Source organism: Variovorax sp. P1_H12_2, from assembly GCF_056405335.1.
This window is the reverse complement of sequence record NZ_JBFUCI010000004.1, coordinates 33,663-51,362: the sequence shown is the minus strand read 5'-3', so window position 1 is coordinate 51,362 and position 17,700 is coordinate 33,663. Positions and strand designations below refer to the sequence as shown.

Below are 17,700 nucleotides of genomic sequence, written 5' to 3'. Positions count from 1 at the left end.
TGCGGCCTCGGCTCCGCGATACTCGACCAGGGGCCCGCCCGACGGGCGGAGACTTCTCTTCCAGAAAGCAGGTTGATGCATGGTGCGCAATTCGTCGCTGCCGATCTCGATGCGGCAGGTGACCAAGAAGTACGGCAATGTCTTCGCACTGGACCATGTCGACCTGGACATTCGCAGCGGCGAGTTCCTCACGCTGCTGGGGCCATCGGGGTCGGGCAAGACCACGCTGCTGACCGTGCTGGCCGGCTTCACCCGGCCCGACCACGGGAGCCTGAAGTTCGGCGATGCCGAGATGATCACCACGCCCCCGCACAAGCGGGGTGTCGGCATGGTGTTCCAGAACTACGCGCTGTTCCCGCACATGAGCGTGGCCGAGAACGTGGCTTTCGCGCTGCGGCTGCGCGGTGTCGCGCGCAGCGAAAGCGCCGAGCGCGTTGCGAAGGCGCTCGAGATGGTGCGCCTGGGCGGCTTCGGCGCCCGCGGCATCGACCAGTTGTCGGGCGGCCAGCGCCAGCGGGTGGCCCTGGCACGGGCCATGGTGTTCGAGCCGCGCATCATGCTCATGGACGAGCCGCTGTCGGCACTCGACAAGCAGCTGCGCGAGCACATGCAGATCGAGCTGCGGCAACTGCACGACAAGCTCGGCATGACCACCGTCTACGTGACCCACGACCAGCGCGAGGCGCTCACCATGTCGGACCGCATCGCGGTCGTGAATGGCGGCCGCATCGTGCAGCTCGACACGCCCCGTGCGATCTACGAGCGCCCGGCCCATCGTTTCGTGGCCGAGTTCATCGGTGAATCGACCTTCGTGCCGGTGACGGTGGTGCAGGGGCACGTGCGGCTGGCCGAGCGCACGCTGCGCGCCGCCGAGCATCCGGGCGTCGATGGCGCGCGGCTGCTGATGTTGCGGCCCGAGCGGCTGCAACTGCTGGACGCGGGGCCGACGCAGGCCCCCGACGGGCTCAATGTCTTCGACGGCAGGCTGGTGGCGCAGGTCTACCAGGGCGACAGCGCCCTGCTGCATGTGGCACTGGACGGCGGCACGATGGTCTGGCTGCGGCATGCCACGCACGGCACGGGCAAGGCCGCACCGGAGCCGGGCGCCGCGGTGCGGCTGGGCCTGAGTCCGCAGGACACCGTGCTGCTGCCGGCCGAAGGTTCGGCCGCATGACGGCATTGACCGCGGCGCGTGCCGGGCCGACCCACGCGCAGCCCATCGCGACGCCGAACGCGCAAGCGCTGCGCCGCGTCGCGCAATGGGAACGCCTCGGGCTGCTGGGGCTGGTGGCGCCGGCATTGCTGCTGATCGCCGTCACGATGCTGGCGCCGGTGGGCTGGCTGTTCTACCTGTCGCTGTTGTCCGACGACGGCCAGTGGAGCTTCGAGCACTACCAGCGGATGTGGGAGCAGCCCTCGTACTGGCGCACCTTCGCCACCACCTTCCAGGTCAGCCTGATGACCACCGGCCTGTGCATGCTGATCGGCTATCCGCTGGCCTACTGCCTGTCGGAGCTGCCGAGGCGCGCGGCCAACCTCTGCATGATCGCGGTGCTGCTGCCGCTGTGGACCTCGCTGCTGGTGCGCACCTATGCCTGGCTGGTGCTGCTGCAGCGCAAGGGCCTGGTCAACGGCTGGGGCATCGCGCTGGGCTGGTGGGACGAGCCGCTGGCGCTGGTGCACAACCTGACCGGCACGCTGATCGGCACCGTGCACGTGATGCTGCCGTTTCTCATTCTTCCGCTGTACTCGGGCATGCGCGCCATCGATCGCGACTACCTCAAGGCCGCGGCCAACCTGGGCGCCTCGCCGGCACGCAGCTTCTGGCTGGTGTTCCTGCCGCTCTCGCTGCCCGGGCTGACCAGCGGCGCCGTGATCGTCTTCATCCTGTGTCTGGGCTTCTACATCACGCCGGCCGTGCTCGGCGGGGGCAAGGTGATCATGGTGTCGAGCCGCATCGCCAACGACATCGAGGTGTTCTTCAACTGGGGCGCGGCCAGCGCGCTGGGCGTGGTGCTGCTGGTGCTCACGGTGGCGGTGATCCTGGTCGCATCCAGGCTGATGGGCGCGCGCGGATTGCTCGGCGGGCAGGAGGTGCGATGAGCATGCCCGACTGGCTCAGGCATCCCGTCACGCAGACCCAGGTCACCCGTGGCCAGCGCCTGTGGCTCTACGCGCTGGCGGCGCTCGTGATGCTGTTCCTGGTGATTCCGACCCTGATCGTGATCCCGATGTCGTTCTCGGCATCGCAGTACCTGGAGTTTCCGCCGCGCGAATGGTCCATCCGCTGGTACGCGAGCTACTTCGCCTCGTCGTCCTGGATGCAGGCGACCGCCACCTCGCTCAAGGCGGCCGCGCTGACCACGCTGGTGGCGACGCCGCTCGGCACGATGGCGGCCTATGGCCTGCACGCCTCGCGCTGGCGCTTCGCGGGGCCGATGACGATGCTGCTGTTGACGCCGATGGTCGTGCCGGTGATCCTGATCGGCATCGGCGTGTTCTACGCCTACGTGAAGCTCAAGATGGTCAACACCCTGCTGGGCCTGGCGCTCGCGCACAGCATGCTGGCGGTGCCGGTGGTGATGATGGTCGTCGCGTCGGCGCTGAAGTCCTTCGACCTGAACCAGGAGCTGGTGGCGCGCAGCCTGGGCGCCTCGCGCGCCCGGGCCTTCTGGCTGGTGACCCTGCCGCAGATCCGCTTCAGCGTGGTGACCGCGGCCGTGCTGGCCTTCCTCACGTCGTTCGACGAGGTCATCGTGTCGCTGTTCGTCTCGGGCGGCGACCATTCGACCCTGACGCGCAACATGTTCAATGCGCTGCGCGACCAGGTCGACCCGACCATCGGCGCGATCTCCACGCTGATCATCGCCGTGACCTCGCTGCTGCTGGTGTTCACGCAGTTCGTGGGCAAGCGCGTTTGATGCGCACTGAAGGCACTGCCGCTTCGTGACGGAATTCGACTTCATCGTCATCGGCGCGGGCTCGGCGGGCTGCGTGCTGGCCAATCGCCTCACGGCCTCGGGGCGCCATACCGTGCTGCTGCTGGAGGCCGGCGGCAGCGATCGCCGCTTCTGGCTCAAGGTGCCGATCGGCTACGGCACCTCGTTCTACAACCCCTCGGTCAACTGGATGTACCGCACCGCGCCCGATGCCGGCCTGGCCGGGCGCGAAGGCTACTGGCCGCGCGGCAAGGTGCTCGGGGGCTCCAGCAGCATCAACGCGATGGTGTTCGTGCGCGGCCAGCCGGCGGACTTCGACGAGTGGGCCGGCATGGGGAACGCCGGCTGGGGCTGGGACGACGTGCTGCCCTGGTTCAAGAAGCTCGAAGACAGCGAGCACGGCCCCAGCGCCTGGCGCGGTGTCGGCGGGCCGCTGCATGTCAGCGACGTCTCGCAGGCGGTTCATCCGCTGTGCCAGGCCTATCTGCGCGCCGGCTCGGAGCTCGGCCTGGCGCTCAACGGCGACCTCAACGGGGCCAGCATCGAGGGTGTCGGCACCTATCAGATCACGACCCGCAACGGGCTGCGCGAATCGGCCAGCACGGCCTACCTGCATCCGGCGATGAAGCGCGCCGCGCTGACCGTGCGAACCGGTGCGCAGGCGACGCGCATCCTCTTCTCCGGCACGCAGGCCTGCGGCGTGCGCTACCTGATGGGCGGCCAGGCRCACGAGGTCCGTGCGCGGCGCGAGGTCATCCTGTCGGCGGGCGCGATCAACTCCCCGCAGCTGCTCATGCTGTCGGGCATCGGCCCGGCCGCGCAGCTGCAGGCGCACGGCATCCCCGTCGTGGCCGACCGAGGCGCGGTAGGGCGGAACCTGCAGGACCACCTGTGCATCGACCATCTTTATCGCTCGCGCGTGCCGACCCTCAACACCGAACTCGGGCCCTGGGGCGCCAAGCTCTGGGCGGGCCTGCGCTACCTGGCGGCCCGAAACGGGCCGCTGGCCCTCAGCGTGAACCAGGGCGGGGGCTTCGTGCGCTCGCGCCAGGGGCTGGATCGTCCCAATCTGCAGCTCTATTTCTCTCCGTTGAGCTATCTGCGGGCCCGTGCCGGCAAGCGCGAACTGATGCGTCCCGACCCCTATCCTGGCTTCCTGCTCGGCGCCCAGCCGTGCAAGCCGACCAGCCGGGGCCATCTGCGGCTGCAGGGGCCCGACCCGCTGGCGGCGCCCGTCATCGCGCCCTGTTCGCTGGACACCGAGAGCGACCGCCGGGACATGCTCGAGGCGACCCTGTTCCTGCGCAAGCTGGCGGCCACGCCGGCCCTCAGCGCGGTGATCGAGAGCGAGCTGATGCCGGGAGGCCAGGTCCGGTCGCATGAGCAGTTGATCGAAGACATCCGCCAGCGCGCTTCCACGGTCTTTCATCCGGTGGGCACCTGCCGCATGGGGCCCGATCCGCTGGATTCGGTCGTCGATCGCCACCTGCAGGTGCACGGCGTGCAGCGGCTGCGCGTGATCGATGCCTCCGCATTTCCGACGCTGCCCTCGGGCAACACCAATGCGCCGACCCTCATGCTGGCCGAGAAGGCCGCCGCCGGGGTGCTGGCCGATCACCAGGAACAGAGCCTTCGATGAACCACGCCGCCACCGATCTCCTGGCCGATTGCAAGCTGGCGCCCTATTGGTGGGACGACGTGCCGCGTCCGGCGATTGCCGAGGCGCCCCTGCCCGGCACGGTGGACGTGGCGGTCGTCGGTGCCGGCTACACCGGCCTGCATGCGGCGCTGCAGACCGCGCGCGGCCAGCGCTCCACGCTGGTGCTGGATGCGGAGGAGGCCGGCTGGGGCTGCAGCACGCGCAACGGCGGCCAGGTGTCGACCAGCATCAAGCCCGGCTTCGACCCACTGGCGCGCCGGCACGGGGCGCAGCGCGCCTTCGAGATCCTGAAGGAAGGGCAGCGCTCGCTGGCCTTCATCGGCGACTTCATCCGCCGGGAGCAGATCGACTGCGACTTCGGCGCCGTCGGCCGCTTCCATGCGGCGCACAACGCCGCGCAGTACGAGGCCCTGGCCCGCAGGGTCGGCGAGCAGCCCCGGGGCCTGGAGGTCGACGCCCACATGGTGCCGCGGGCCGAACAGCGCAGCGAACTCGGCTCCGACGTGTACTGGGGCGGGGCGGTGTACACGCAGCATTGCTCGGTGCACCCCGCGCGCTATCACCAGGGCTTGCTGGAACGCGCGCTGGCCGCCGGCGTGCAGGTGGCGCCGCGCACGCCGGTGGCGCGCATCGAAAGGCAGGGCGAGCGCTTTCTCGTGCATACCGCTCGCGGCGCCGTGCTGGCGCGCGACGTGGCGGTGGCGACCAACGGCTACACCGGCGCCGCCACGCCCTGGCTGCAGCGCCGCGTGATCCCGATCGGCAGCTACATGATCGCGACCGAGGAGCTGCCGCCGGGCCTGATGGACCGCCTGATCCCGAAGAACCGGATCGTCAGCGACACGCGCAAGGTCGTCTACTACTACCGGGCCTCGCCGGACCGCAAGCGCATCCTGTTCGGCGGCCGCGTCTCGCACCAGGAAACCGACCCGCGCGCCAGCGCGCCCAGGCTGCACGCCGACATGGTGAAGGTGTTCCCCGAACTCGCGGGCACGCGCATCAGCCATTCGTGGTGCGGGTTCGTGGCCTACACCTTCGACGAGCTGATGCATGTCGGCAAGCACGAGGGCATGCACTACGCGATGGGTTACTGCGGCGCCGGCGTCGGCACCTCGAGCTATTTCGGCATGCGCGTGGGCCAGCAGGTGCTGAGCCTCGCCGAAGGGCGCACCGCGCTCGACGGCCTGGCCTTCCAGACCCGGCCGCTGTACCGCGGAAACCCCTGGTTTCTGGCGCCGTCGGTGCTCTACTACCGCTGGCGCGACCGCCGGCCCGTCTGATATCAGCTGGCCGCGGCGCCGCGCCCGAGCAGGGTCTTCAGCTCACCGCTGTCGACCAGTGTCTGCAGCTCGGTCGAGCCGCCGATCAGCACACCCCTGACGAACACCATCGGGATGGTCGGCCAGCCGGTCCACATCTTGAGCGCGTTGCGCTCGCGCCAGCGGCTCAGATAGCTGCCGTATTCGAGGTAGCAAAACGGTTGCTTCGCCTGCTCCAGGATCTTGCGCGCCTTCTTCGGAAACGGGTTCATCGCCATGCCGACCACCACGATGTCGTTGGCCTGGACCGCATCCATGACCTCGCGCACGATGGCCTGCCGGTTCTCGGCCAGCTTGGTGCGGATGGCGGGATGAATGTGGGCTTCGTCTAGGACGGGACGGGACATCGATGACTTTCTCTGGGTTGCGAAGACGGGATCCGTTCTGGACCACTTGGGCCACGGGGGCGCGGAGGATTCTGCGCTATCCCCACCGCTGTCGATAATCTCGCCCCCCGACCCCATTCCGGCGGAAATGCGTAATGGAAGCGCCACGCGTCGTGGCGCGTGTCAATCGCGGAACGCGCCAAATCTGCTTTGCAACTTCTCGAGCCGGTTCACACGCTCGCCGACCTTCTTCCCAAGTTGTTGAACCACGCTGTCCATCAGGAGGTTGAACAAGCTCACGATAGGAACGGTGGAGTCCCAGAAAAAGCCCACATTTGTCTGTACATGAAACACATGCGGGGTGTGGCTGCGCGCCCAGTGGCAGTAGGCATCCGTGATGACGAACACGGGAACGCCGGATTCCGCGGCAGCCGACGCCAGCAGTTCGGCCTGATGCGCATAGCGACGGATGTCGACCAGGATCAGGCAGCGCGTCGGGCTCTTTGCAGCGCCGAACAGTTCGGAATAGGTGCCGTCAGCCCCGTCGAGAACGCGCACGCCTTCGCGCACGTAGTCGAGTCGCGCCGCAAAATCGGATGCGATGCCGCGCACGGTCTGGTAGCCGGCAACGAACACTCGCTGCGATGTCGCGACCTGCTGCACCATGGCATCCCAGTGTTCGCCCGCGGCTAGATCGTACGCACCTACCATGGCTTCGATTTCTTGGGAGAGTTGCGCGCTGCGCGTACCGGGCTCGGCGCTGTGGTCACGACGGAATTGCTCGAAGCGACCGGGGAGTCGAAGCTCTGCAGGCGCACTCAAGCGGCTGGCTTCCCGCCGAAGCGCGTCGAAGCTGTCGTAGCCCAATGTGCGCAGAAAGCGCCCAACGGTCATCGGGCTGACGCCGGATTTGCGCGCCACAGAGGCCGCGTTCTCCAGCGTCAACTCGCGAGCGTTCGCGGTCAGATAGGCGGCCAGAAGGCGCTCCGAGCGTGTCATCCCGGATGACGCCGACTCAATGCGTTCGAAAAGTGACTGGGAAGGATTCATCGGATGTCGGTGACACGGCCATAGCGCCGCATCCATTCCATGAGCGTGCTGTGATCCAGCGCTTCGACGCGCGTGTTGTCTCGGCCCACCATGGGCCGGGCGCCAATCAATGCGTTCAAGATGCTTTCCTCCACGGCTTCGACCACGCCGAGAAAGAGCGGATCGAGTGTGTGCTGAGCCAGGTACTCCGTTCGACAGACGCCATGGTTGCCGAGCGGCTGGTCCGAGTGGGTGGTGAATGCCAGCATGATATCGCCGGAGCCGTCGCCCCCCGGAGTGCCCGTTCTACCGACGCCAAGTGCGGCACGCCTTGCGAGTCGCTGGAGTTGGCTGGACAGAAGCGGGGCATCGGTTCCCACAAGGACGATGATCGAGCCTTGCTCGCGCTCGGTCGGTCCGCTGCATGGACTGCTCGAACTCGGCATGAGTTCGCCGACGGGCACGCCCAGCACGTTCAGCCATGGGCGAATGCCCATGTTGGCCTGGACCAGCACGCCCACGCGGTAGTCCTGACCCGCGACGCTCACGATGCGCGACGCTGTGCCTGTCCCACCCTTGAAGCCGTAGCAGATCATGCCGGTCCCGCCGCCGACATTGCCTTCCGCGACCGGGCCGGACGCTGCTGCTGCGATGGCTTCGAAGACGTGGGATTCGTCGATGTGCAGCCCATCCATGTCGTTGAGCACGGCGTCGCAGGTCTCCGCGACCACCGGCATCAACCACGGATATGCACCGCGGTCGCCATCGACACGGGAGAGCCATCGCACGAGTGCGTGATGGACCATGCCGATGCTGTGCGTGTTCGTCAGGCCAATGGGGCCGCGAAAGATGCCGGCCTCTTCAATCCAATGTGTCCCGGTCATCTCGCCGTTGCCGTTGAGTGCGTGGACGCCGGCTTTGACGGGCTGCAGCACGCCTGATCGGCCTCGCGGCAGAACGATCGTCACGCCCGTGCGCACCGGGCCCGCACCAACATGCAGCGCGCCGTCCCCCCGAATGAGCGTGGTCTGCCCCACTTCGACGCCTGGTATGTCGGTGATGGCGTTGGCGAGGCCGGTCTTGCCGGGAAAGCGCAAGCCCAGATCTCTCGCTCTTGTCTGTGGGGTGGTGAGGGGCAAGGGATTACTCCTAGATGGTGGTATCAAAATTGCATTGACGTGTTCAATGGTAGTCAAATAACATTTGTGTGTCATCAATCGGAAGGATGGATAGTTCAAGTGACTGGAATTTCGTGTGCGTTCAGGCGTGGTCGGGCGTGGCTGCCCGCGGTGGTTGCGGCAGCGTCCCTTCTGGTCCTGCCCAGCCTTTCCCTCGCGCAAGCCCAGAAGCCCTTCATCTGGGGCAAGCCGTCGGAGGTGCTTTCCACCGATCCGCATTCGTCGGGCGACGGCTCATCGTGGACGGTCTTCTATCTGATCTACGACCCATTGCTGAGCACGGACGACAAGCTCAACGTCACCCCCAGGCTGGCCGAATCCTGGGAGCAGGTCTCGCCCACGTCCTATGTCTTTCACCTTCGCAAGAACGCGGCGTTCTCCAACGGTCGGCCGCTGACCTCCGCCGATGTGGTGGGCAGCTTGAAGCGGCTGACAGATCCGCAGAAGGCGCGCGGCTGGGGCAAACAGATCGGTGGTGTGAGCGATGTGGTCGCGATCGATGCGCACACCGTGCGCATCGACCTGGTCAAGCCGAATACCTCCCTGCTCTCCATCCTCGCCGTCGCGACCACGTCGATCCTGCCGATGAAGGAAATCGAGGCTGGCACCTTCGACCCGGCCAAGGGAATGCTCGGCTCAGGTCCCTACAAGGTGGCACAACACCGCCAGGACGAAGCTTGGCTGCTGGAGCGCAATCCGTACTATTGGCAAAGCGGCAAGCCGGTCATGGACAGGATGACGATCCGCGTCATGCCCGACGATGCGGCGCGCCTTGCGGGCCTGCGTGACGGCAGCATCGACGTCGCGACGTTCGAGAACCCCGACACACCGCGCCTGCTGGGTGCCATCCCAAGCGTGCAGTCGGTGGTTCAGAAAACGCCCAACTACTTCCACCTGGACCTGAGTGGTCTCCATGGCAACTCGGTCTTCAAGGATCGTCGTGTGCGCCAGGCGGCCGAGTTGGTCATCGATCGTCCTGCGATCGTGAACGCGGTGTTCGGCGGCGAATCGGCGGTGGAATACGCCGTGCCCAGTGCATTCGGAAAGAAGTCCTGCGAGGGACTGCCAAGCTACACGCTGCCGCGCAAGGAACGGGTGGCCAAGGCCAAGGCACTGTTGAAGGAAGCAGGCAATCCCAATCCGCGCATCAGCCTCATCGCCTCGTCGGTGCTGGTCACCTATCCATTGATCGCCCAAGTGCTGCAGCCACAGTTGCAGGAGGCGGGTTTCAGCGTTCAAGTGCAGCAAGTGCCCGTGGCCGACTGGTACAAGCGCGTTCTGACGACCAACCCGAAGGACTCGAACTTCGATGCCTCCCTGTCCTGGTTTGCGGGCTTCTCGGACCCGGGAATCGTCCTGAACTGGTGGACTTCCGGCTTCTCGCCGGTCTTCACGACATTTCTCGAGCCAGTGGCCGAATACGGCGATCTGATGGTGCAGGTTCGGCAGACGCCCAACGGGTCCGAGCGCGACAAGCTGATGGCGCGTGCGTGCGAGTTGATCGAGAGCTCGGCCAACATCATCCCGCTGGTGGGCAAGCCCGACTACATCGGCTTCCGACGCGACCAGATCGACGCGCGCTTCGGCCCGCTTGAAGGCAATTTCGATGTCTTCAAGTACGTTGCCGAGTTCAAGCGCCGTTGAGTCACAGGTCCGAAAGATGCGAATCGTCTATTACCTTGCATTGCGCCTGGGCATCGCGGCGTTGACCCTTGCCGGGGCATCGATCCTCGTCTTCGCCGGATTGCGCTTGCTGCCCGGAGGCTTCGAGCAGATGGTGCTGGGCCCGGATGCCTCGGTGGAGACGCGCGCCGAACTGGCCGCGAAGTTCGGGCTCGATCAGCCAGGACCGATGCAGTACGTGAAATGGCTGGGCGCCGCTGCGAGCGGAGACCTCGGCGTTTCCATGGCGACCGGCAAGCCGGTGGCCGACGAAATGTTGCGCCGTGCGCCCGCGACGATCCAGGTCGCCCTGATCGCGACAGCCACCGCATTGCTTGTCGGGCTGCCGCTGGGCTTGCTGGCCGGCCTGGGCGCCGGCAGATGGCGGTCTGTGGGCCGCATGGTGGGTGCACTGGGGGCCAGCGTGCCCGAGGTCGTGTTGGGCAGTGTGCTGGTGTATGCATTCTCCAGATGGAGCCTCGGTGCCACGGTGGGGGGCTACGTGCCGCTCACCGAAAACCCCGGTGCCAGCTTGCGTGCCACGCTTCTGCCCGGCATGAGCCTGGGCATCTTCGGTATTGCGCTGCTGGTTCGCACGACGCGGGATTCGGTGCAGCGCGTGCTGACCGATGGTCACGTTCTCACCGCCATCTCGCAGGGTCAAAGCCGTTGGCACATCGTGCGGCACCATGTGCTGCGCAACGCGTCGATCCCTGTGATGACCGTGACGGCCACCTACATCGGTCACCTGCTCGGCGGTGCATTGATCGCCGAGATCCTTTTTTCCGTGCCCGGGATCGGGCTCTACATCTACAGCGCGCTGGGCAACCGCGACTACGCGGTCGTGCAAGCCGGCGTGTTGCTCGCGGCCGCTGTGTTCATCGCGGTGAATACCCTGGCAGATCTGGGATATGCCGTGCTCGATCCTCGCATCGATGCGGGTCGCCGCGGGTGAGGTCTCGAATGAAGCAAGCCATGACAACCATCCTGCGTTTCGCGCGTCACGATCATCTGGCCGCAGTCGGCGGGCTGATCCTCTTGACGCTGCTGTTGCTGGGAGCCCTGGGCCCTTGGCTGCCGCTGGGCGATCCGGATCAGATCGGCGCGGGTCCACGCTTCGCGGCGCCCTCGTGGGCGATGCMTTTCGGCACGGACGAATTGGGCCGCGACCTGTTGCCGCGCGTCGTGCGCGGCATCCGTGCGACATTCGTGCTCGCGCTGGCCTCGGTCTGCGGGACCGCCATTCTCGGAACACTGATCGGGCTGTACGCCGCGTATGTCGGGCGCTGGACCGACACCGTGATTGCCCGTGTGATGGACATCATGTTCGCCTTTCCGGCGCTGATGCTCGGCCTGTTGGTGGCCGCCGTGATCGGGCCTGGAAGCATCTCCGCGCTGGCCGTGATCCTGTTTGCCACGCTGCCCCTGTTCGTGCGGGTGGTGCGCTCGGTCACGCTCGGCATGGTGGGCCGTGGCTTCGTCACGGCGGCCGAGGTGGCCGGCGCCTCGCGCTTGCGCGTGATGCTGGTGCACCTGCTGCCCAATGTGCTGGGCGCCGTGCTGGTGCAGTTCACCTACGCGGTGTCGATCGGGATCCTGATCGAGAGCGGGCTGAGCTTTCTGGGGCTCGGCTCCCAGCCGCCGGAGTCCTCGCTCGGCGCCCTGCTGCGTCTCGGCTCCGTGTATCTGACGATCGCACCCTGGCTGGCTCTTTCGGCGGGTGTGGTCTTGGCCCTGTCGATCGTGGCAGTGAATCTTCTGGGCGACGGGCTGCGTGACGCTCTGGAACCCTTGCGTGGAAGGAGGCTGCGATGAATGAGATCACCACACCGCTCTTGCTGGAGGTCACGGATCTCGTCATCGAGTATGGCGACACGCCAGGCGCCGCCCATCGCGCACTGGACGGTGCCACGCTCACGGTGCGCGCTGGCGAAGTGCTGGGGCTGGTCGGGGAGAGCGGTTCAGGAAAGAGCACGCTGGGCCTGGCCGTGGGACGCCTGCTGGCGGACAACGCTCGCCGATCCGGTGGCGATCTCAAGGTCAATGGGCAACCGGTATTCGAATTGGAGGACGCAGCCATGCGCGAAGTGCGACGCCGCACGTTGGGCTTCATCTTCCAGAACCCCATGGTTGCGCTCGACCCCACCATGCGCGTCGGCAAGCAAGTCGCGCTGGCGGCTGGCAGCAAGGCGCCGGTGCGCGATCTGCTGACGCGCGTCGGGCTGCGCGACATCGAGCGGGTCGAACGCAGTTTTCCGCACCAGCTGTCGGGTGGCATGGCGCAACGCGTTGTGATCGCGATGGCCATCGCACGGAGACCGCTGTTGTTGGTGGCCGACGAGCCCACGGCATCTCTGGACGCGACTCTGCGCGAGCAGATCTTTGCGCTGCTGGTCTCGTTGCGAGACTCGATGAAGACCGGCGTCGTGCTGTTGAGCCACGAGTTGCGCGCCGTGGCCCGCCATTGCGACACCGTGGCGGTGATGTATGCCGGCCGCGTGGTCGAGTATGGGCCGGCAGCGCTGGTGTTCGCACGGCCTGCGCATCCTTACACCGAGGCGCTGCTCGCCGTGGCACCCGGAAAGGAAAAAGTGGGCGAGGTCCTGGCATCGATTCCCGGCGCACCGCCGGCGCTCAGCGGGCGCAGCGAYGATTGCGCCTTCGCCGATCGTTGCGCATACGCCAGCGCCGACTGCCGCTCGCTGCGGCCGGAGCTGCGGGTTGTCGAGGGGCGTTCGGTCGCATGCCACCGCGCCGGTGAACGGGCCCAATTCAAGGAGGCCGCATGACGGACCTGGTGGTGTCGCTCGAGAACGTGGGCGTGACCTTCACGACCGGCCCGGCCTGGAACCGGCGCCGCGTCGATGCGGTGCGCGACGTGACCTTGAGCATCGGCGCCGGCGAAACACTCGGCGTGGTCGGAGAAAGCGGGTCGGGAAAAACGACGATGGGCCGGCTTCTGCTGGGTTTGCAGGCTCCGACGCGAGGCGTTGTGCGCTTCCTCGGCGATGCCATCCCCGCGTCGCGCCGAGCCCGGCAGACCCTGCTGGCGGGACGCATGTCGGTGGTCTTGCAGCAGCCGGAGTGGGCACTCAATCCCCGACTTCGTCTCGGCCTGTCGGTGGAGGAACCGCTGGCGGTCACGGGCACAGGAACGCCAGGAGCGCGCCGCGCCCGCGTGGCGGAGATGCTCTCGCTGGTGGGCCTCAACCCCGGCTTTGCCGAGCGTTTCCCGCACGAGCTCTCTGGCGGACAGCGTCAAAGGGTTGCCATCGCGCGGGCATTGATCACGCAGCCTCGGTTCCTTGTGTTCGATGAGGCGGTGAGTGCGCTCGACGTCTCTGTGCAGGTGCAGATTCTCAATCTGATCCGAGATTTGCAGCAGCGTCACGGCTTTGCTGCGCTTTTCATTTCCCACGATCTGGCAGCCACGCGCTACGTATGCAGCCGGATCGCGGTGATGCGCTCGGGCGAAGTGGTCGAAATCGGCGATGCCGCACGTTTCTACGAGAAACCTCACCATGCGTACAGCCGGGCGCTCTGGCAGGCCGCTGCGTGAATGCGAAAGGCAAACAATGAAGAATGATTTGAAAACCGCCCAAGACCTTGTTCCGCGCCTGTGGCAGGGCGCATCGGACGGTCGAGCGCTGTCCTTCGACTTTCCTCAACTGAGGGTTGGAATTGCGGAGTATGACGAGGGGCCGACCGGCTGCACGGTCCTTCACGTCGAGGGAGGGGCGGACTGCGAGGTCGACGTACGTGGCGGCGCGCCGGGCCTTCTGGGGGGCTACCCACGCGTGGACGCGATCAGTCTCGCGGGAGGCTCTCTGTACGGGCTGGAGGCGGCCACCGGCGTGGCATCGACCTTGTTGGGCGAACGCGATGGCGCCGTGGGCTGGGGAAAGATCGCGCTGGTCTCCGGCGCCATCATTTACGACTTCGGCGGGCGCGCCAATGCGATCTATCCAGACAAGGCGCTCGGCGCGGCCGCCTACCGGGCGGCGCGGGCGGGGGAGTTCCCGCTGGGCGCGCGCGGAGCGGGGCGCTCGGCTGCGGTCGGTAAATTCCCGGCCTACCCGGATTACGAGCGCGAAGCTGGCGGGCAGGGCGCCGCATTCGCGCTCGTCGGCGGAGCGCGCGTTTTCGTTGCCACCGTGGTCAATGCGCTGGGCGTGATCGTCGACCGCGAAGGCCGCGTCGTGCGCGGCCTGCGTCATCGGCGTACCGGCGTGCGCCATCACCCGCGCGAGGTGCTCGTGCCCGCCGCCTCGGCCGCAGCCGATGTACCCGTCACACCCGTAAACACCATTGCGACCACCGAGAACACCACGCTCACCGTGCTCGTGACCGATCAGCCCATGCCGTCGTTGCTGTTGCGGCAACTCGGCAGGCAGGTCCACTCGTCGATGGCCCGCGCCATCCAGCCATTTCACACGCCGCACGACGGCGACATTCTCTTCGCCCTCTCCACGGGAACGGGGACTGCGTCGGTGGATCCATTCGTGCTCGCCGAAGCTGCATCGGACCTTGCCTGGGACGCGGTTCTGGAAGCGGCGGCCCCCTAGCCGTTTTGCGTCTTCTCGAGATCGCACGCCATTGCCCCCATCACTCCAGTACTCGAACGATCATGGAATCGAATCTCAACGAATTGAGCGCAGGCGAGCTGCATGCGCGCTACAAAAACCGTACGCTGACCCCGGTCGATGTGACCCGGGCCGTGCTCGAGCGCATCGCGCTGTGCGAACCGCGCCTGCACGCGACGTACGCACTGGATGCCGAGGCCGCGCTCGAGGCCGCGCGTCAATCCGAACGGCGATGGCAAGCGCAGATTCCTCAAGGTCCGCTGGACGGTGTGCCGGTGACACTCAAGGAGAACATCGCGACGCGCGGCGTACCCGTTCCGTTGGGCAGTGCGGCCACGGTGCTGAAACCCGCCGCGGAAGATGCGCCCGTGGCCGCGCGCCTGCGTGAGGCCRGTGCGATCATCGTCACCAAGACCGTCATGCCGGACTTCGGTTTTCTGGCGGCAGCGCCGTCGAGTTTTCATCCGTTGGTACGAAACCCCTGGGACACCAGCAAGAATACGGGCGGCTCCAGCTCCGGCGCTGGCGCAGCAGCGGCCGCGGGATACGGGCCCCTGCATGTCGGTACCGACATCGGTGGCTCCATCCGCATTCCTTCGAGCTTCTGCGGCGTGTTCGGACTGAAGCCGTCGCAAGGCCGCGTGCCGGTCGCCCCTCCGTATGCGGGTCGTTGCGCCGGACCGATGACGCGAACCGTGAGCGATGCTGCGTTGATGATGCAGGTCCTCTCGCTGTCAGATGGACGCGACTACTCCAGTCTGCCTTACCAAGCCATCGACTGGCAACGGCTTGGGCGTGACCTGAAGGGTCTGCGCATCGGTCTCTTCATCGAGCCTGCGATGCCGATCCAGCTGGATCCCGAGGTCAAGTCGGCGGTGGTGAACGCGGCCAGGGCGTTTGAAGCGGCCGGCGCCATCGTCGAACCGCTCACGGACTGGAGCACCTACGAAATGCGCTTGGGCTTCGTGCAGTCTTTCGCAATGCGCAGTCGCACGGATCTGGCGGCAATGCCTGAAGAACGGCGCGCACTGGCGGCGCCCGTGTTGCACCAGCTTGCTGCGTTCGCCGCGACGCTTTCCCATGACGAAGTGTTTCAATCCTTCGCGCAGATGCAGGCGATGCGCGCCGCCACGGTGGCCGCGACGCAGCCGTATGACTTCGTGCTGTCGCCGGTCTCTCCCTGCTTGCCTTTCGAGGCGGAGGCCACCAGCAGCAACGCGTCGATGCCGGGACGTGATGTGTATTTCACCAACCCCTTCAACATGTCGGAGCAGCCTGCCGCTTCGGTGAACTGCGGTCATTCGAAGAGTGGCCTGCCCATCGGGCTGCAGATCGTCGGCCGTCGCTTCGACGATCTCGGGGTGTTGCAGATGGCGCGTGCCTGGGAGGAAATGCGACCGGCTCAGACGCCTTGGCCGACGGTGACCTGAGCACCTTTTACCTGTACCCCATTGATCAATCGACTCCGAGGAAAACGATGAATCACCAAGCTCCCATTCGCCTGCTTCTGGCTTGCTTCAAGCACGAAACGAATACCTTTTCTCCCGCGGCAACGCCGCTGCGCCAGTTCTTCCGCAACAGTGACATTCCGCTCGTCGGCGAGGCTGCGGTGACGGCCCGGCGAGGTACGGGGACAGGCATGGGTGGATTCCTTGAAGTGACCGATCGCGAGAGTTGCGAGATCACGGTTGCCGTGGTCGCCGAAGCGAGCCCGAGCGGGCTGGTCGAAACCGAGGCCTACGAAAGGATCACGGGACTGATTCTTGACGCAGCCCGAGGCAAGATCTTCGACGGGATCCTGCTCGATCTGCATGGGGCGATGGTCACGGCCGACCATGAAGACGGGGAAGGAGAGCTTCTGCGCCGGCTTCGCGAACTGCAACCGACCGTGCCGATCGGTGCGGCGCTCGACATGCATGCCAATCTCTATCCCGAGATGGTCGGACGCCTGACTGTTCTCAGCGGCTACCACACCTATCCGCATACCGACATGGCCGCAGCGGGGCGACGGGCCGCAGAGCTGCTGATGCGCACGATCCGCGGGGAAATTCATCCCGTCCTGGCCTGGGACAACCGGCCGATGCTGCCGCACATCATGCGCCAGGGCACACACGCGCAACCCAACCGGTCACTGCAGGCGCGTTGCATCGAGCTCGAGCAAAGCGAAGCCGTGCTTGCCGCCTCGGTGTTCACAGGCTTCCCGCATGCCGACATCCGAAACGCCGGTTTGTCGGCCGTGGTGTGCGCGGACGCGGACGAAGTTCAAGCAAGGCGGGTGCGCGACGAACTGCTGGATCAGGCCTGGGAAAATCGTTCGGCATTCTTGTACGAGGGGCAACCGCTGGAGCAATCGGTCGCACAGGCCAAGTCGGCCCCCGGGCGGCCGGTCGTACTGCTGGATCATTGCGACAACAGCGCGTCTGGTGGCACGATGGACACCACGCGCGTGCTGGCAGAGGCGCTGCGCCAAGACCTTCAGGACGCGGTGTTCTACGCGATTCGCGATCCGCAGGCGGTGGAGCGAGCCATTGCCGCAGGCGTTGGCAACGAACTCACGCTCACTCTCGGTGGTTTGAGCGAGCTGGCCGCAACCGGTGACGCCAACGAGCCGATCACCCTTTCGGCGCGTGTGCGCACCATCAGTGACGGCGTGCTCCGCTTGCGTGGTCCGATGATGGCCGGGGTGGTCGTCACGGCCGGCAAGACCGTCGTCCTTCAAGCCGGAGGCATCCAGGTCGTGGTGACGTCCTTGGCCACTGAACCCCACGACCTGGCGTACCTGACCTCGCTCGGCATTGATCTCGACCGTGTGAGATATCTGATTCTGAAAAGCCGGGTGCATTGGCGAGCGGGGTTCGGCAGCCTGGCTGACGTCGTGGTCGAATGCGATAGCGTCGGCGTGACGACCTCGGACTATTCGAAATTGCGCTTCGAGCGAGTGCGGCGTCCGATCTATCCGTTGGATGCGCTTTGAACGAGCACGCCAGGGCTTTGTCAGCAGGCC

The 17,700-nt window shown here is 66.3% G+C and carries 16 protein-coding genes; 13 read left to right on the top strand and 3 right to left on the bottom strand.

The features are described from left to right. The first annotated feature begins 79 nt into the window (after nucleotides 1-79). Genes AC1D2K_RS01270 through AC1D2K_RS01250 form a run of 5 tightly spaced genes read left to right on the top strand, consistent with a single transcriptional unit; the run spans nucleotide 80 to nucleotide 5,879 of the window. Nucleotides 80-1,174, top strand: a complete 1,095-nt coding sequence (locus tag AC1D2K_RS01270; protein WP_478085672.1) for an ABC transporter ATP-binding protein — start codon at nucleotides 80-82, stop codon at nucleotides 1,172-1,174. After that, nucleotides 1,171-2,103, top strand: a complete 933-nt coding sequence (locus tag AC1D2K_RS01265) for an ABC transporter permease (RefSeq protein ID WP_478085670.1) — start codon at nucleotides 1,171-1,173, stop codon at nucleotides 2,101-2,103. Before AC1D2K_RS01270 ends, AC1D2K_RS01265 begins: the two co-directional genes overlap by 4 nt. Beyond that, on the top strand, nucleotides 2,100-2,921 hold the full coding sequence (locus tag AC1D2K_RS01260) for an ABC transporter permease (RefSeq protein ID WP_478085669.1): 822 nt from the start codon (nucleotides 2,100-2,102) through the stop codon (nucleotides 2,919-2,921). Before AC1D2K_RS01265 ends, AC1D2K_RS01260 begins: the two co-directional genes overlap by 4 nt. 25 nt (nucleotides 2,922-2,946) lie before the next feature. Beyond that, complete coding sequence (locus AC1D2K_RS01255) at nucleotides 2,947-4,578, top strand: GMC family oxidoreductase (RefSeq protein ID WP_478085667.1); 1,632 nt, start codon at nucleotides 2,947-2,949, stop codon at nucleotides 4,576-4,578. Further along, complete coding sequence (locus AC1D2K_RS01250) at nucleotides 4,575-5,879, top strand: NAD(P)/FAD-dependent oxidoreductase (protein ID WP_478085665.1); 1,305 nt, start codon at nucleotides 4,575-4,577, stop codon at nucleotides 5,877-5,879. Before AC1D2K_RS01255 ends, AC1D2K_RS01250 begins: the two co-directional genes overlap by 4 nt. A gap of 2 nt (nucleotides 5,880-5,881) precedes the next feature. On the opposite strand, the gene AC1D2K_RS01245 is transcribed toward AC1D2K_RS01250, so the two are convergent. The 3 genes from AC1D2K_RS01245 to AC1D2K_RS01235 form a co-directional block, all read right to left on the bottom strand. Next, entirely contained in the window at nucleotides 5,882-6,265 is a 384-nt protein-coding gene (locus AC1D2K_RS01245; protein ID WP_478085663.1) for a glutaredoxin domain-containing protein, read from the bottom strand. A 162-nt stretch (nucleotides 6,266-6,427) separates the two neighbouring features. Next, entirely contained in the window at nucleotides 6,428-7,294 is an 867-nt protein-coding gene (locus AC1D2K_RS01240) for a MurR/RpiR family transcriptional regulator (RefSeq protein WP_478085661.1), read from the bottom strand. After that, nucleotides 7,291-8,412 carry a DmpA family aminopeptidase gene (locus tag AC1D2K_RS01235; RefSeq protein ID WP_478085659.1) on the bottom strand — a complete coding sequence of 374 codons (1,122 nt, stop codon included), beginning with the start codon at nucleotides 8,410-8,412 and terminating at the stop codon, nucleotides 7,291-7,293. The genes AC1D2K_RS01240 and AC1D2K_RS01235 overlap by 4 nt, the downstream gene beginning before the upstream one ends. A gap of 237 nt (nucleotides 8,413-8,649) precedes the next feature. Between AC1D2K_RS01235 and AC1D2K_RS01230 the strand changes: the two genes are divergently transcribed. From AC1D2K_RS01230 to AC1D2K_RS01195, 8 genes are all read left to right on the top strand, one after another. Next, nucleotides 8,650-10,095, top strand: a complete 1,446-nt coding sequence (locus tag AC1D2K_RS01230) for an ABC transporter substrate-binding protein (protein WP_478085657.1) — start codon at nucleotides 8,650-8,652, stop codon at nucleotides 10,093-10,095. Nucleotides 10,096-10,135: 40 nt separating this feature from the next. Next, entirely contained in the window at nucleotides 10,136-11,068 is a 933-nt protein-coding gene (locus tag AC1D2K_RS01225; RefSeq protein ID WP_478085655.1) for an ABC transporter permease, read from the top strand. A gap of 20 nt (nucleotides 11,069-11,088) precedes the next feature. Further along, on the top strand, nucleotides 11,089-11,928 hold the full coding sequence (locus AC1D2K_RS01220) for an ABC transporter permease (RefSeq protein WP_478085653.1): 840 nt from the start codon (nucleotides 11,089-11,091) through the stop codon (nucleotides 11,926-11,928). Beyond that, nucleotides 11,925-12,902, top strand: coding sequence for an ABC transporter ATP-binding protein (locus tag AC1D2K_RS01215; RefSeq protein WP_478085652.1), 978 nt, complete (start codon nucleotides 11,925-11,927; stop codon nucleotides 12,900-12,902). The genes AC1D2K_RS01220 and AC1D2K_RS01215 overlap by 4 nt, the downstream gene beginning before the upstream one ends. Next, complete coding sequence (locus AC1D2K_RS01210) at nucleotides 12,899-13,672, top strand: ATP-binding cassette domain-containing protein (protein ID WP_478085650.1); 774 nt, start codon at nucleotides 12,899-12,901, stop codon at nucleotides 13,670-13,672. Before AC1D2K_RS01215 ends, AC1D2K_RS01210 begins: the two co-directional genes overlap by 4 nt. 16 nt (nucleotides 13,673-13,688) lie before the next feature. Continuing rightward, a complete protein-coding gene (locus AC1D2K_RS01205) occupies nucleotides 13,689-14,678 on the top strand; it encodes a P1 family peptidase (protein ID WP_478085648.1) in 990 nt (329 codons plus the stop codon). Nucleotides 14,679-14,740: 62 nt separating this feature from the next. Then, a complete protein-coding gene (locus AC1D2K_RS01200; RefSeq protein ID WP_478085646.1) occupies nucleotides 14,741-16,126 on the top strand; it encodes an amidase in 1,386 nt (461 codons plus the stop codon). A 65-nt stretch (nucleotides 16,127-16,191) separates the two neighbouring features. Then, entirely contained in the window at nucleotides 16,192-17,670 is a 1,479-nt protein-coding gene (locus AC1D2K_RS01195; RefSeq protein WP_478085688.1) for a M81 family metallopeptidase, read from the top strand. Nucleotides 17,671-17,700 lie beyond the last annotated feature (30 nt).